This is a genomic window from Nocardioides sp., assembly GCF_014360585.1.
Taxonomy (GTDB): Bacteria; Actinomycetota; Actinomycetes; order Propionibacteriales; family Nocardioidaceae; genus Nocardioides.
The window spans coordinates 1-12,951 of record NZ_JACIXG010000065.1 but is presented as its reverse complement, the minus strand read 5'-3'; the positions used below and the strand labels follow the sequence as shown (position 1 = coordinate 12,951).

Below are 12,951 nucleotides of genomic sequence, written 5' to 3'. Positions count from 1 at the left end.
CGTCCGTCCCCGGGCTGTCCGGGGTTCCGGTTGCTACTCGAAGGTAGGGGTGCGGCCGGTCGCCCGGCACCGGCACGGAGGCAGAACCTCGTTGGGCGCTTGTCACAAAACAGAAACACGGCGGCGTACGCAGGTGGGGCTGCGTACGCCGCCGGTGCTGTGCACTCGGTGACCGAGCTGGTCGAGATCTCAGCAGTAGAGATTCCCGCCCGGGTCGACCCCGAGCAGCGACGTGATCTCGGTGTAGTTGTCGACGCGGCTCTGCACCTGGGCCGGGTTGCCACCGTTGCACTCGATGGCGCCGTTGATGGACCGGATGGTCTCGCCGAAGCCGGCACCGTTGACCATCGCCGCGTGCGGCGTCATCGTGCCCGGGCCGTTCTGGGTGTTCCAGTACCAGAGGCCGGTCTTCCAGGCGACCGCCGGATCGGTGGCGACCAGGTTGGGGTTGTTCAGCAGGTCGATGCCGAGCGCGTCCCCGGCAGCCTTGTAGTTGAAGTTCCAGCTCAGCTGGACTGGACCGCGGCCGTAGTACTGGTCGTTGCCGGCCGGACAACCGTAGGGCTGGGACGTGTCGCAGTAGTGCGGGTAGTTGGCCTGGTTCTGCTCCACGACGTATCGCAGGTCACCGGTCTCGTGGGCGACGTTGGCGATGAACGCGGCGGCCTCGCGCTTCTGGGTCGCCTCGTCCCCGGTATTGGTGAAGTCCGGATAGGCGGAGAGCGCCTCGACGAGCCCTGCGTACGTGTAGAAGGGGTTGCGGTTGGGGAAGAGCTGGTTGAACTGCGCCTCACTGACCGGGAACTCTCCGGCGACCGGTGCTGGTGACTCCGGGCCGGCGGTGGCGCCGCCGATGTTCACGTCGATGCAGGCGTAGAACGCGTTGGTCGTGTCGGCGACGTTCCAGACCGCGAGGACCTTCTGCCGGCCGGTGAACGACCCGAAGTCGACCTGGTGCTCGACGGTGGCCGGCGGCTGTGCGCCACCGTCGTCGAACTCGGCGATCTTGGTGCCACCGATGAAGTACTGCCAGGTGCTGGTGCTGTGCCGGGCGGTCAGTGACCAGGTGAACGTCTGGTTTCGGCCGACGGGTGTGACCTGCCAGTTCTTCGAGTCGTCGTCGAGCTCGGCGAAACGAGAGTTGCCACCGGAGCAGCTGGTCAGGCCCTTCGGGCCCTCGACACTCTGCGGTTCGTACTTGATGTCCCCGCACTCGACGGTGCCGGCAGCACACTGGGCCTGCCGGCTCGGGGGGTTCGAGATGTAGCCGTGCGCACTTGCGGGGCTCGTCGGCAACATGGCCAGGACGGGCGCCAGCAAGATCCCGCCGAGAACGGCGATCTTCGTGGTAGTACGCATTCCAAGCTCCTTGATGGGGTTGAGATGGATGGCGATCGAAGCTCTACTGTAAGGTCCCTTTACAGTTACCGTCTAGACCCCACGTGGACAAACACCGGCGCGAGCCCTGCAATTGTTAGGTTGACTTCCCGTACGCCAACCCTCCCCCTCGAGAGGAGCACCGCCGATGTCGAGGCCACCCAATACGCACCTGATCCGCGACACCAACGACCGCGCGGCGCTCGACCTGATGCTCTCGAACGGACCGGTGACGAAGACCCGTCTCGGCGAGCTCGTCGGCCTCTCGAAGGTGACCGCGGGACAGCTGCTGACCCGGCTGGGCGAGCGTGGCCTGGTCGAGGTCGTCGGGACCCAGCAGGGCGGCCGCGGTCCCAACGCGGCGCTCTACGGAGTGGTCCCGTCGGCAGGCTATGTCGCGGCCCTTCACATCGGCCCCGACCAGATCACCGCGGCGGTCGCCGACATCACCGGCACCGAGCTGGCCACCGGCGCGCTGGACCCCCACGAAGCCTCCGACCCGGTCGAGGCGGTGCAGGCCATCGTCGCCGACGCCACCCGAAGCGCCGGCATCACGATGCCGCAGCTCCGCTGCCTCTCGATCGGCACACCCGGCATGATCGAGCCACGCACCGGGGACATCCGCTTCGCCAACGACCTGCCGGACTGGCGCGCGGGCGTCCTCGCCGACCTCCGCCGCACCTTCCAGCGGCCGATACTGATCGAGAACGACGTCAACCTGGCCGGGCTCGCCGAGCAGTCCGCCGGCGCCTCCCATGGCGTCAAGGACTCGGTGCTCGCCTGGATCGACCGTGGCCTCGGGCTCGCGGTGTTCGTCGACGGCCGCCTGCACCGCGGCGCCGGCGGTGGTGCCGGCGAGATCGGCTATCTGGCGGTTCCGGGCGCCTCCACGCCCCATGGCACCGACAGCCCACAACATGCGGCCTTCCAGTCCCTGGTCAGCGTCGAGGCCATGGACACCCTCTCTCGCGCGTTCGGGCTGAGCGGCAGTGGTGTCGACTGCGTACGCGCAGCCGCCGAGGGCGACCCCGACGCCGAGCCGTTCCTGGACGAGCTGGCCAGGAGACTCGCCCTCGGCCTGGCCGGGATCTGCGTGGTGCTCGACCCCGAGCTGTGCGTGCTCGCGGGCGAGGTCGGACGCGCCGGCGGACCGGTCCTGGCCGCCCGCGTGCAGAAGGCGATCGCCGCCCTCGGCCCCAACGTCCCCACCGTCGTCCCCACCGAGATCTCCGGAGACGCCGTGCTCCGCGGCGCCCTCCAGATCGGCCTCGACACGGCCCGCGACGAGGTCTTCACCCACCAGGGCTGACCCCTCCTAGGAACCGTCGACGGCCAGAGGAACGCCCGACACCATAGGTACGTCGCCTACATATCGTCGTGGTGCGGCGGCCCGCAGGCGCCAAGGTGACCGTCCGGTGCCCATCCACGGGCTCAGCTGGCGTCGAGCCGCTTCTCCATGTCGTCGAGCATCGCCTCGACCTTCCGGTAGGTGTGGGAGCTGTAGGCGCCGATGCTGCGCTCCGCGGCGAGCGCATCGCGCATGGCGTCCAGGTAGCGCACCTGCAGGATCACCGTCTGCTCCATCACATCGGGCCTGATGGTGGGCGCGTCTCGTACGCCCGCGAGCACCCGCGGGAGGATCCGGTCCTTGAGCTTGGCCACCAGCTGGGGGTCGATCGGCTCGCCGTCGATGGTCTGCGACTCGAGCGGTCCGAGGTTGTCGATCGCGTCCTCGCCGACCTGACGCAGCAGAGCACGGACCGCGTCGCGCCGATCCTCGGTCGACTCACCCGGGAAGCGCATCCGGCGGATGACCGCCGGGAGCGTGAGACCGAAGAGCACGAGCGTGATGAGCGCGACCAGGAACGCGGCGAGCACGACGGTCGCCCGATGGGAGGTGCCGACCGGGATGGTCTGAACGGCAGCGACCGTGACGACACCACGCATCCCGGCCCAGCCGATCGTGACGAAGCCGCGCGTCGTGAGCGGCTCGCGCTCCTCGAAGTCGATGTCCGCACGTCCCCGTGCCAGTCGCCGGCGCGCCGAGGTGATCCGGAAGTCCTCCCGGTCGTCGGCAGGTGTCAGCGAGTCGAGCTTCTCCTCGAACTCGTCCAGGCGGGCGCGTACCTGCTCCGGATCCTCATCCCGATCCCGGAACGCCGGCCCGGCGAGCCCGATGAACCGCAGCAGGACCAGCAGGGCGAAGACGACGAGGACGAGGCCGGCCAGCTCACTGGGAGTGGTCTCGCCGCGGGCGGCGTCGACGAGCGCGGGCAGCTGGTAGCCCATCGCCAGGAAGACGCCGCTCTCGAGGATGAAGTTGAACGTCGTCCAGGTGGTGGCCTGGGTCTGCCGGTCGCGCGCGCTGAATCGGCGGCTGCCGAGCGCGCCCGTCACCAGACCGGCGACGACGACGGCGAGCACCCCGGACGCGTTCAGCTCCTCGGCCGGGAAGTAGGCGACGAACGGCACCGCGAAGGAGATCGTGGTGTTGAGCACCGGATCGTCCAGACGCTGACGGAGCAGCACCGTGAGCCAGCCGACGACACCGCCGATCACGAGCGCGCCGAGCACCGCCCATCCGAACTCCAGGGCCGTACGCCCCAGCGAGAACGAGCTGGTCGCGGCGATCCCGGCGACGGCCGTCCGGAGGACGACGAGCGCGGAGGCGTCGTTGACCAGGCTCTCTCCCTCCAGCACCGTCATCACCCGCGGCGGTAGCCCGACACGGCGCCCGATCGCCGTCGCGGCCACCGCGTCGGTGGGACTGACGACCGCGCCGAGCGCGACCGCGAGCGGGAACGAGATCGCCGGGAACAGCCAGTGGACGACCGCGCCGATCACGACGGCGGAGACGATCACCATCACGACCGAGAGCCAGCTGATCAGCCGGAAGTTACGCCGGAAGTCGATCACCGGCAGGTTGACCGCGGAGGAGTAGAGCAACGGCGGCAGTACGCCGGCCAGGATCAGCTCCGGCCCGATCTCGATCTCCGGCGCCCCGGGCAGATAGCTCGCCCCGATCCCGAGACCGACGAGCAGCAGCGGCGCCGCCGCCCCCGTACGCCGCGAGAAGACCGAGGCGGCGATCATGATCGCCAGCGCCGCCCCGACGATCAGCAACACCTGATACTCCACGTTCAGGAGTGTAGGAGATCGCGCGGGGCGGAACCGGGATCAGCGGAAGCGGCGCAGCCGGAGGCTGTTGCTCACCACGAACACCGACGAGAAGGCCATCGCGGCGCCGGCGAGCATCGGGTTGAGCAGCCCGGCGACCGCGAGCGGGATGGCCGCGACGTTGTAGGCGAACGCCCAGAACAGGTTGCCCTTGATGGTCGCCAGCGTCCGCCGGGAGAGCCGGATCGCGTCGGCCGCGACCCGCAGGTCACCGCGGACCAGGGTCAGGTCGCTGGCCTGGATGGCGACGTCGGTGCCGGTACCCATGGAGAGACCGAGATCGGCCTGGGCCAGCGCCGGGGCGTCGTTCACGCCGTCACCGACCATCGCGACGACCCGGCCCTCCTGCTGGAGTCGGCGGACCACCCCGACCTTGTCCTCGGGGAGCACCTCGGCGATGACGGTGTCCGCGGAGAGCGGGATGCCGACCTCGGTGGCGACGGAGCGGGCCACCGTCTCGTTGTCCCCGGTGAGCAGGATCGGCGTCAGGCCGAGGCGCTGGAACTCCGCGATCGCCGCAGCCGAGGTCGGCTTGATGACGTCGTTGACGACCAGGACACCGCGCGCCTCCCCGTCCCACCCGACCGCGACAGCCGTACGGCCCTCGCTCTCGGCCTCGGCCATCGCCAGGGCGAGCTCACCGGGCAGGTACTGGCTCCACTCCTCGAGCAGACGGACCCGCCCGACGAGGACGGCGTGGCCCTCGACGATGCCCTGCACACCCAGGCCAGGGACGTTGGCGAAGTCCTCGGCTGCCGGCAAGGTGCCGACGCGCTCCTCGGCACCGGAGGCGATCGCCCGGGCGATCGGGTGCTCGGAGGCGTACTCGAGGGCGCCGGCCAGCCGCGCGACCTCGTCGGCGTCCTCGCCGGGCGCGGCGATCACGTCGGTCAGTGTCATGGTGCCCGTGGTGACCGTGCCGGTCTTGTCGAGCACGATGGTGTCGATCGTGCGGGTGCTCTCGAGCACCTCCGGACCCTTGATCAGGATGCCGAGCTGGGCGCCGCGGCCGGTCCCGACCATCAGGGCGGTCGGCGTCGCCAGGCCGAGCGCGCACGGGCACGCGATGATCAGCACCGCGACCGCCGCGGTGAAGGCGGTGGCGGCCCCGGCACCCGCGCCGAGCCAGAAGCCGAGGGTGATGGCCGAGAGGGCGATCACGATGGGTACGAAGATCCCCGAGATGCGGTCGGCGAGACGTTGCGCCGCCGCCTTTCCGGTCTGGGCCTCCTCGACCAACCGCGCCATCTGGGCGAGCTGCGTGTCCGCGCCCACCCGGGTCGCCCGGACGACGAGCCGACCGCCGGCATTCACGGTGGCTCCGGTGACGCCGTCACCGGGTGCGACCTCGACCGGCACCGACTCGCCTGTCAGCATCGCGGCGTCGATCGCCGAGGAGCCCTCCTCGACGACGCCGTCGGTGGCGACCTTCTCCCCGGGACGTACGACGAACAGGTCGCCGACGGCGAGGTCGTCGATCGGGATCCGGGTCTCGGTCCCGTCGCGGAGGACGGCGACCTCCTTCGCGCCGAGCTCGAGGAGCGCCGTGAGGGCGGCGCCGGCGCGGCGCTTCGAGCGGGCCTCGAAGTAGCGCCCGGCGAGGATGAACGTGGTGACGCCCGCTGCCGCCTCGAGGTAGATGTTGCCGAGCCCGTCGGTGCGTTCGATGGCGAAGCTGAACGGGTGGGTCATGCCGGGCTCGCCGGCGGTGCCGAGGAAGAGGGCGTACAGGGACCAGCCGAAGGCGGCCAGGGTGCCGATGGAGACCAGCGTGTCCATGGTCGCCGCGCCGTGACGCGCGTTGGTCCAGGCCGCCCGGTGGAACGGCGCCGCGCCCCAGACGACCACCGGCGCGGCGAGCGTGAGCGAGAGCCACTGCCAGCTCTCGACCTGCAGTGCCGGCACCATCGCCATGAGCACCACCGGGACGGTGAGCAGGGCGCTGATCAGCAGTCGCCGTCTGAGGAGGGCGACCGGGTCCGTGGCCTCGGCGTCGGGGGCGCCGCTCGATGGACCCGTCTCGCGGCGCGGCTCCTTCGCGCCGTACCCAGCGCTCTCGACGGTCGCGATCAGCACACCCGTGTCGATGTCGGTCTGGTCCGCGGCGACGGAGATCTTGGCCTTCTCGGTCGCGTAGTTGACGGTGGCGGAGACACCGTCGAGCTTGTTGAGCTTGCGCTCGATCCGGTTCGCGCACGACGCGCAGGTCATGCCGTCGATCTCGAGCTCGAAGTCGGTCGTGGGTGCAGAGGAAGGTGTAGAGGTTCCGGAGACGGTCATCACTGGTGTCCTTCAGGTGGGTGGATCGGCGTACGCGCCGGCTCCCCGTTCCCAGGAAGGGGGAGCCGGCGCGGGTCTCAGCCGGCGAGCTGGTAGCCGGCCTCCTCGACCGCGCGCTGAACCTGCACGGGGTCGAGCTCGTTCTCGGAGGTGACGGTCACCTGGCCGGTGGCCAGGTCGACGTCGACGGAGGAGACGCCCGGGATCTGGGTGACCTCCTCCTTGACGGAGCCAACGCAGTGGCCGCAGGTCATCCCGGAAACGGTGTAGGTGGTGCTGCACATGGTGCTTTCCTCTCTCTGTGGTGGACCCTGCTCAGGCAGGGAGTCGGTGGGCTGGTCAGTGGGAATCGGCGACCGCGGTGAAGGCCGCGGTGCGCACCTGACCGGCGTGCTGGAAGTCGAGGAACAGGCGGTACGCCCCGGCCGAGGGCACCTCGGCGGAGAAAGTGATCTCCGGGCCGGCGTCCGTGCGCCCGTCGCCGGGCGCCCCTTCGGGGTGGACGTGCAGGTAGGCGAGGTCGCCGTCGCGGAGAGCGACCAGGTGTCCGTACGCCTCGAGGTAGGGCTCGAGGTCGGTGACAGGTTCGCCGTCGCGGGTCACCGTCAGGGTGAGGCGCGAGGTCTGCCCGGCCACCAGATGGCCGTCCAGGTTCACCTCGTACGGGCCGACCGCGCTGGTGGCGGCCACCCGCGGCAGCGTCTCGGGCTCGTAGGAGCCGGCGACGAAGAGGTCCTGACCGAGCGTCAGGCCCTCGGCCTCGGTCGCCGGCCGGAAGTCGGCGAAGACGCGGTAGGTCCCGGCCGTGGCCAGGTCGGCGGTGACCGACCAGGTGCCGTCGGCGGCCATCACCGGGTGCAGGTGCTCGTAGGTCGCCAGGTCGCGGCGTACGACGATCAGGTGGAGCAGCTTGCCGTGGGCGGTCTCGAACCGGGTGACGGGTTCGTGGTCGGCGCCGAGGATCCGAAACCGCAGCGTGGCGGCTGCCGAGCGCTGGGGGCGGTCCTCGACGAGGTCGAGCGTGTAGCCGGCCTCGCTGACGTTGAGCCCGGTGGCCGCGGGGGTCTTCCCTGCCACACCGTGCCCGGCGTGACCGCCGTGACCGGCGCCCTTGGCTGCATGCTCCCTGTGGGTCGAGCGCTCCGGCTCGCCGATGGGCCCGACGGAGGCGCCCACGGCGGAACCCAGACCGCCGAGGGCAACGACGGCTCCGGCGAACACACCGACCTTGGCAATGGCGTTCATGTGATCTCTCCTGGCTCGAATCGATGACTTTCGATGACAGGGCAGAGGCTGCTCGGCGGATCTGTCCGCGTACTGTCCCGGCGTTGTCGGGCCCAGGACAGGTGTCCGAGCGGCACCCGAGCGGTTCTGACTACGATCTCGATGTGCTGCCGACCACGACCTCGAGTGACATCCGATTCGGGCTGCTCGGCCCCTTCGAGGCAACGGTCGACGGCGACGCCCTCCGGATCCCCGGATCGGCGGAGCGGGCCCTGCTGGCCGTGCTGCTGCTGGCGCGCGGCCGGATCGTGCCGGCCTCGGCGCTGATCGACCGGCTGTGGGCCGACTCGCCGCTGCCTGCGGACCCCTTGAACGCCCTTCAGCTCCGCGTCTCCAAGCTGCGGCGCGTGTTCAAGAACGCCGGGCTCGATCTGGTGCAACGCGACAGCGGCGGCTACCGGGCAGCCGTCGATCCGGCGACGATCGACGCCGAGGCCTTCGAGCGGCAGATCCGCCAGGTCCGCGCATCGGTCGCGGGCGCCGGGGCCCCGAGCGAGGCCGACCTCGCCGCCTACGACACGGCGCTCGGGCTCTGGCGCGGCGACGCACTCGCCGACTTCGCCGCCGAGTCCTGGGCGGTGCCCGAGTCCGTGCGGCTGGAGGACCTCCGGCGGACGGCGTACGCCGAGCGTGCCCAGATCGCACTGTCGCTCGGCCGGCACGCCGAGGTCGTCACCGACCTCGAGCCGCTTCTGCGGGCCGACCCGACCCATGAGGCCATGGCCGGCCTGCTGATGGTCGCGCTCTATCGCGCGGGCCGCCAGGCCGACGCCCTCGAGGTCTTCACCCGCACCAGGACGACGTTGGACGTCGACCTCGGTCTCGAGCCGTCGGCCTCCCTGCGATCGCTCCACGAGCGCGTGCTGCGACAGGACCCGTCGCTCGGCGCCTCCGGCGAGGTCACCCTCTCCACCCCGGCGGTCAGACCCAACCACCTCGGGTCCGGACCGCAGCTCTCCGGTCTTCCGAACGATCTGGCCCCGCTCGTCGGACGCGAAGAGCTGCTCGTCTCGTTGAGCGACCGGGTCGGCGCGTCCAGGTTGACCACCCTTGTCGGCCCCGGCGGCTCCGGGAAGACCGCCCTCGGCCTGCATGCGGCCCAGCGTCTGGCCGACCGGTTCCCCGACGGCACCGTCCTCGTCCGTCTCGCCGCGATCCGGAGCAGCGAGCACATCGTGCCTGCAGTCGCCACCGCCGTCGGGATGCCCCAGGACGGCTCGGCGATCGACCTCCAGCAGCGCCTGGTCGACTTCCTCGCCGACAAGCACCTGCTCCTGGTCATCGACAACTGCGAGCACCTCGTCGACCCCGTCGCGACCCTCGTGGAGGAACTGCTGACCCGCTGTCCGCGCCTCACCGTCATCGCGACCAGCCGCGAGCCCCTCGCCCTGCCGAGCGAGGTGCAGACCCTCGTCGGGCCGCTCCCGACACCGCTCGAGGACGATGACGCCGAGACGATCGCGGCGGCCCCCTCCGTACAGCTTCTGATCCACCGGATCTCCACCGTCCTGCCCGGCTTCGAGGCCGACCGGCAGACGTACGCCGCTCTCGGCCGCATCGCCCGCGCCCTCGACGGCATGCCGTTGGCGCTGGAGCTGGCCGCGGCCCGCGCGGCCACGCTGTCCCCGAGCGATCTCGCCGACCGGCTCGACCAGCGGTTCACGCTCCTCACCTCGGGGTCACGCACGGCAGAGGACCGGCAGCGCACCCTCCGCGCGACCGTCGACTGGAGCTACGACCTGCTCGACGACCTCGAGAAGCGTGTCTTCGTCGGGCTCGCCGTCTTCCACGGTGGCTGGACCCTGACCGCCGCCGAGCAGGTCCTCGCCGACGAGGAGACCGATCCGAGCCAGGTCATCCACGCCGTGGGCCGGCTGGTCGAGCAGTCCCTGATCGTCACCGAACGGGGATCGGTCACGCGTTACCGCATGCTCGAGACCCTGCGTGAGTACGCAGCCGACCGGCTGTCCCAGTCGGGCCGGACCGACACCTTGGCGACCCGGCACGCGCACTACTTCGGCCAGGTCGCGGAGCGGTCCGCGCAGGCGATGCGTGGTCACGGGGACGCCCGGGCGAGGCACCTCCTGGTCGACGAGCAGGCCAACGTGCGGTCTGCGATCGCCTGGCTGGAGGGCCCGGCCGGCGACATCGACGCCGCGCTTCGGCTGGCCGGCCAGCTGGGCCTCTTCTGGCATCAGGGCCGTCATCTCGAGGGCCGCCGGATCCTGCGTCGCCTCCTCGAGCAGGACCGTGGGTCGGCCGCGGCGCGGGCCGCCGCGCTTCAGGCGGTGTCGTTGGTCGAGCGTCCCCGGGCCTGCGTCGTCCACCCGCATCCACGATGCGCCGACGCGGCCCGCGAGAGCCTCACGATCTTCCGCGAGTGCGGTGACGCCGACGGCACCGCGGTCTCGCAGGTGCTGCTCGCCGTCGAAGGCGTCAACGGACAGGAGCCGGAGTCCTCGGCGCTCCTGGACGCCGCCGAGAAGTCGTTCCGTGAGCGAGGCGACCGATGGGGGCTCGCCGTAGCCGGTTTCGTCAGGCTGGAGACGGCGCTCAAGGCCAGGGACGAGCCGGCGGCGATCCGCCTCGGGCGGGCCACCGCGGCCGAGTTCCGGCAGCTCGACGACCCGTGGGGTCACAGCGCGGTCCTCTACCACCTCGGCTACGGCCTCCGGCACTTCGGACGCCTGCGAGAGTCGGCCCGGACGCTCGAGCAGGCGATCGACGTCGCGGCGTCCGCCGGAATCCACAACACCGTGCAGTGGGCCCTCGCGGACCTCGGCATCACCCACCTCGAACTGGGGGACGAGGAGTCGGCCCGGGATGCCTTCCGCCGCGCGGAGCTGGCCTCCCGCCATGTCGGAGACCGCGCGGGGTCGATCCTCGCGGCGTACGGACGTGGCCGCCTCGCCGAGCGTCAGCAGGACTGGTCGAGCGCCATCTCGCTGTTGACGGAGTCCGTCCAGGGCTTCGAGACGCTGGAGACGCCCGCGATGACAGCGAAGGCCACGCTCGCGCTGGCCCGCTGTCACGAGCAGGCGTACGAGCCGGAGGCGGCCGCGGAGCGCTACGCGGAGGCCCGCGCGCTCGGCCTCACCGCGGGTGAGCTCGCCGTGGCCGCACAGGCGGAGGAGGGGCTGGCCCGGCTGGACGGTGGCCGGACAGACCAGGGACAGTGACGCGGGACAGGTTCTCGTCACGCGGTCGAACGGCCGTCCTGACGAAAAGAGAGAACCATGTCTTCCACAGCATCCCCGGCGGCGGGTGCCAACAGCCGCCGCTGGCTCGCCCTCGGCCTCATCGCCGCCGCCCAGTTCATGGTCATCATGGACACCTCCATCATCGGAGTCGCGCTCCCCGAGATCCAGCGCGATCTCGGGTTCGCTCCCCAGGACCTCAGCTGGGTGTTCAACGCCTACGTGGTGGCCTTCGGTGGCCTCCTCCTGCTGGGCGGGCGGCTCTCCGACCTGCTCGGCGCCCGACGGATCTTCGCCATCGGCTGGCTGGTCCTCGGAGTCGGCTCCCTCGTCGCCGGGCTCGCTGACGGCGTCGCTGTCGAGATCGCCGGCCGCGCCATCCAGGGCGCCGGGTCCGCGCTCATCGCGCCCTCGGCGTTGACGCTCCTGTTCATGAACTTCGGGTCGAATCCGAAGGAGCAGACCTTGGCCCTCGCGCTCTACGGCGCGGCCGCCCCGGCCGGTGGAACGGCCGGCGTGTTCCTCGGCGGTGTGCTCACCGAGTACCTGTCCTGGCCGTGGGTCTTCTTCATCAACATCCCGATCGCCGCCGTCGTCCTCGCCCTGACGCCCAGCGTGATGCCGGCCGGAACGGCCCAGCGCGGTCGCATCGACCTGCTCGGCGCGCTCACCGTCACCCTGGGACTCGCTGCGGTGGTGTTCGCGGTCGTACGCGTCCCCGAGGTCGGCTGGGTCTCGCCCAGCACGCTCGCCGCCGGTGGCGTCGGCATCGCCCTGCTCGTCGCCTTCGTCGCGCTGCAGGCCGGCTCGTCGACGCCGCTCATGCGGCTGGGCATCTTCAAGGCCCCGAACCTGGCGGCCGCAAACATCGCCCAGCTCCTGCTCGGTGCCGCCTGGATCCCGATGTTCTTCTTCATCAACCTCTACCTCCAGCAGGTCCTCGGGCTCGGCGCCTTCGCGTCCGGCGCCGCACTGCTGCCCATGACGGTGACGATCATGCTCGGCATGGTGGCCATCGCCCCGCGGCTGACCGCCGCGTTCGGACCGAAGGCGATGACCGTCGGCGGCCTTGTCGTCCTCGGCATCGGGCTGGTCTGGCTCTCCCGGATCGACGCCGACGGCAGCTTCGCGATCGACGTGCTCCCGGCCACGCTGGTCACCGCGGCAGGCATGGCGCTGGCCTTCATCCCGTCGCTGAGCACAGCGCTCGGCGCGGCCGCCCCCGAGGAGGGCGGCCTCGCTGCCGGGATCGTCAACACCAGCTACCAGGTCGGCTCCGCGCTCGGCCTGGCGGCGATGACGGTCGTCGCGGCTGCGTACGGCTCCGACCAGATCGGTGATCTGGCCGCCATGACCGACGGCTTCTCGGCAGGCTTCCTCGGCGCGGCCGGCATCGCCCTCGCCGGTGCCGTCATCACCGGGGTCGGCTGGAAGTCGGCACGCGCCGCAGCGCCCACCGAGTCGGTCACCGCCGGCAAGTAGCAGCCCGACCCACTTCGTGGCCCCGGTCCCCACCGGGGCCACGAAGGCACAAGGAGATCGCCATGCAGACCATCCAGCTGTACGTCGAGGGCATGCGCTGCCCTCGGTGCGTCCGTGAAGCTACCGCCCGGCTCCGGGATCTCCCGGGGGTCGC

8 protein-coding genes are annotated in these 12,951 nt (G+C 71.0%); 3 read left to right on the top strand and 5 right to left on the bottom strand.

The window, feature by feature from the left end:
- Nucleotides 1–189: 189 nt before the first annotated feature.
- Entirely contained in the window at nt 190–1,359 is a 1,170-nt protein-coding gene (locus H5T77_RS18825) for a glycoside hydrolase family 19 protein (protein WP_292651827.1), read from the bottom strand.
- A 166-nt stretch (nt 1,360–1,525) separates the two neighbouring features.
- Here H5T77_RS18825 and H5T77_RS18820 point away from each other — a divergent pair, with 166 nt between their 5' ends.
- The gene (locus H5T77_RS18820) at nt 1,526–2,686 is read left to right on the top strand and encodes an ROK family transcriptional regulator (RefSeq protein ID WP_292651825.1); all 1,161 of its coding nucleotides are present in this window, start codon (nt 1,526–1,528) and stop codon (nt 2,684–2,686) included.
- 122 nt (nt 2,687–2,808) lie between these two features.
- Here the strand turns inward: H5T77_RS18820 and H5T77_RS18815 are convergent, their stop codons facing one another.
- The 4 genes from H5T77_RS18815 to H5T77_RS18800 form a co-directional block, all read right to left on the bottom strand.
- Nucleotides 2,809–4,515 (bottom strand): cation:proton antiporter, encoded by a 1,707-nt coding sequence (locus H5T77_RS18815; RefSeq protein ID WP_292651823.1) that lies wholly within the window; start codon nt 4,513–4,515, stop codon nt 2,809–2,811.
- A 39-nt stretch (nt 4,516–4,554) separates the two neighbouring features.
- Nucleotides 4,555–6,834, bottom strand: coding sequence for a heavy metal translocating P-type ATPase (locus H5T77_RS18810; RefSeq protein WP_292651821.1), 2,280 nt, complete (start codon nt 6,832–6,834; stop codon nt 4,555–4,557).
- Nucleotides 6,835–6,911: 77 nt separating this feature from the next.
- Nucleotides 6,912–7,118, bottom strand: a complete 207-nt coding sequence (locus H5T77_RS18805) for a heavy-metal-associated domain-containing protein (protein ID WP_292651819.1) — start codon at nt 7,116–7,118, stop codon at nt 6,912–6,914.
- Nucleotides 7,119–7,173: 55 nt separating this feature from the next.
- Nucleotides 7,174–8,079: a hypothetical protein gene (locus tag H5T77_RS18800; protein WP_292651817.1), complete on the bottom strand. Its 906-nt coding sequence runs from the start codon at nt 8,077–8,079 to the stop codon at nt 7,174–7,176.
- 143 nt (nt 8,080–8,222) lie between these two features.
- Between H5T77_RS18800 and H5T77_RS18795 the strand changes: the two genes are divergently transcribed.
- On the top strand, nt 8,223–11,297 hold the full coding sequence (locus H5T77_RS18795) for an ATP-binding protein (protein WP_292651815.1): 3,075 nt from the start codon (nt 8,223–8,225) through the stop codon (nt 11,295–11,297).
- A 57-nt stretch (nt 11,298–11,354) separates the two neighbouring features.
- Nucleotides 11,355–12,797, top strand: coding sequence for an MFS transporter (locus H5T77_RS18790; protein WP_292651813.1), 1,443 nt, complete (start codon nt 11,355–11,357; stop codon nt 12,795–12,797).
- The last annotated feature ends 154 nt before the right edge of the window (nt 12,798–12,951 follow it).

What these genes read in the sequence shown, in the direction of transcription:
- H5T77_RS18805 (WP_292651819.1), bottom strand. Translation starts at nt 7,118, where the DNA reads ATGTGCAGCACCACCTACACCGTTTCCGGGATGACCTGCGGCCACTGC.
- H5T77_RS18790 (WP_292651813.1), top strand. Translation starts at nt 11,355, where the DNA reads ATGTCTTCCACAGCATCCCCGGCGGCGGGTGCCAACAGCCGCCGCTGG.
- H5T77_RS18825 (WP_292651827.1), bottom strand. Translation starts at nt 1,359, where the DNA reads ATGCGTACTACCACGAAGATCGCCGTTCTCGGCGGGATCTTGCTGGCG.
- H5T77_RS18800 (WP_292651817.1), bottom strand. Translation starts at nt 8,079, where the DNA reads ATGAACGCCATTGCCAAGGTCGGTGTGTTCGCCGGAGCCGTCGTTGCC.
- H5T77_RS18810 (WP_292651821.1), bottom strand. Translation starts at nt 6,834, where the DNA reads ATGACCGTCTCCGGAACCTCTACACCTTCCTCTGCACCCACGACCGAC.
- H5T77_RS18820 (WP_292651825.1), top strand. Translation starts at nt 1,526, where the DNA reads ATGTCGAGGCCACCCAATACGCACCTGATCCGCGACACCAACGACCGC.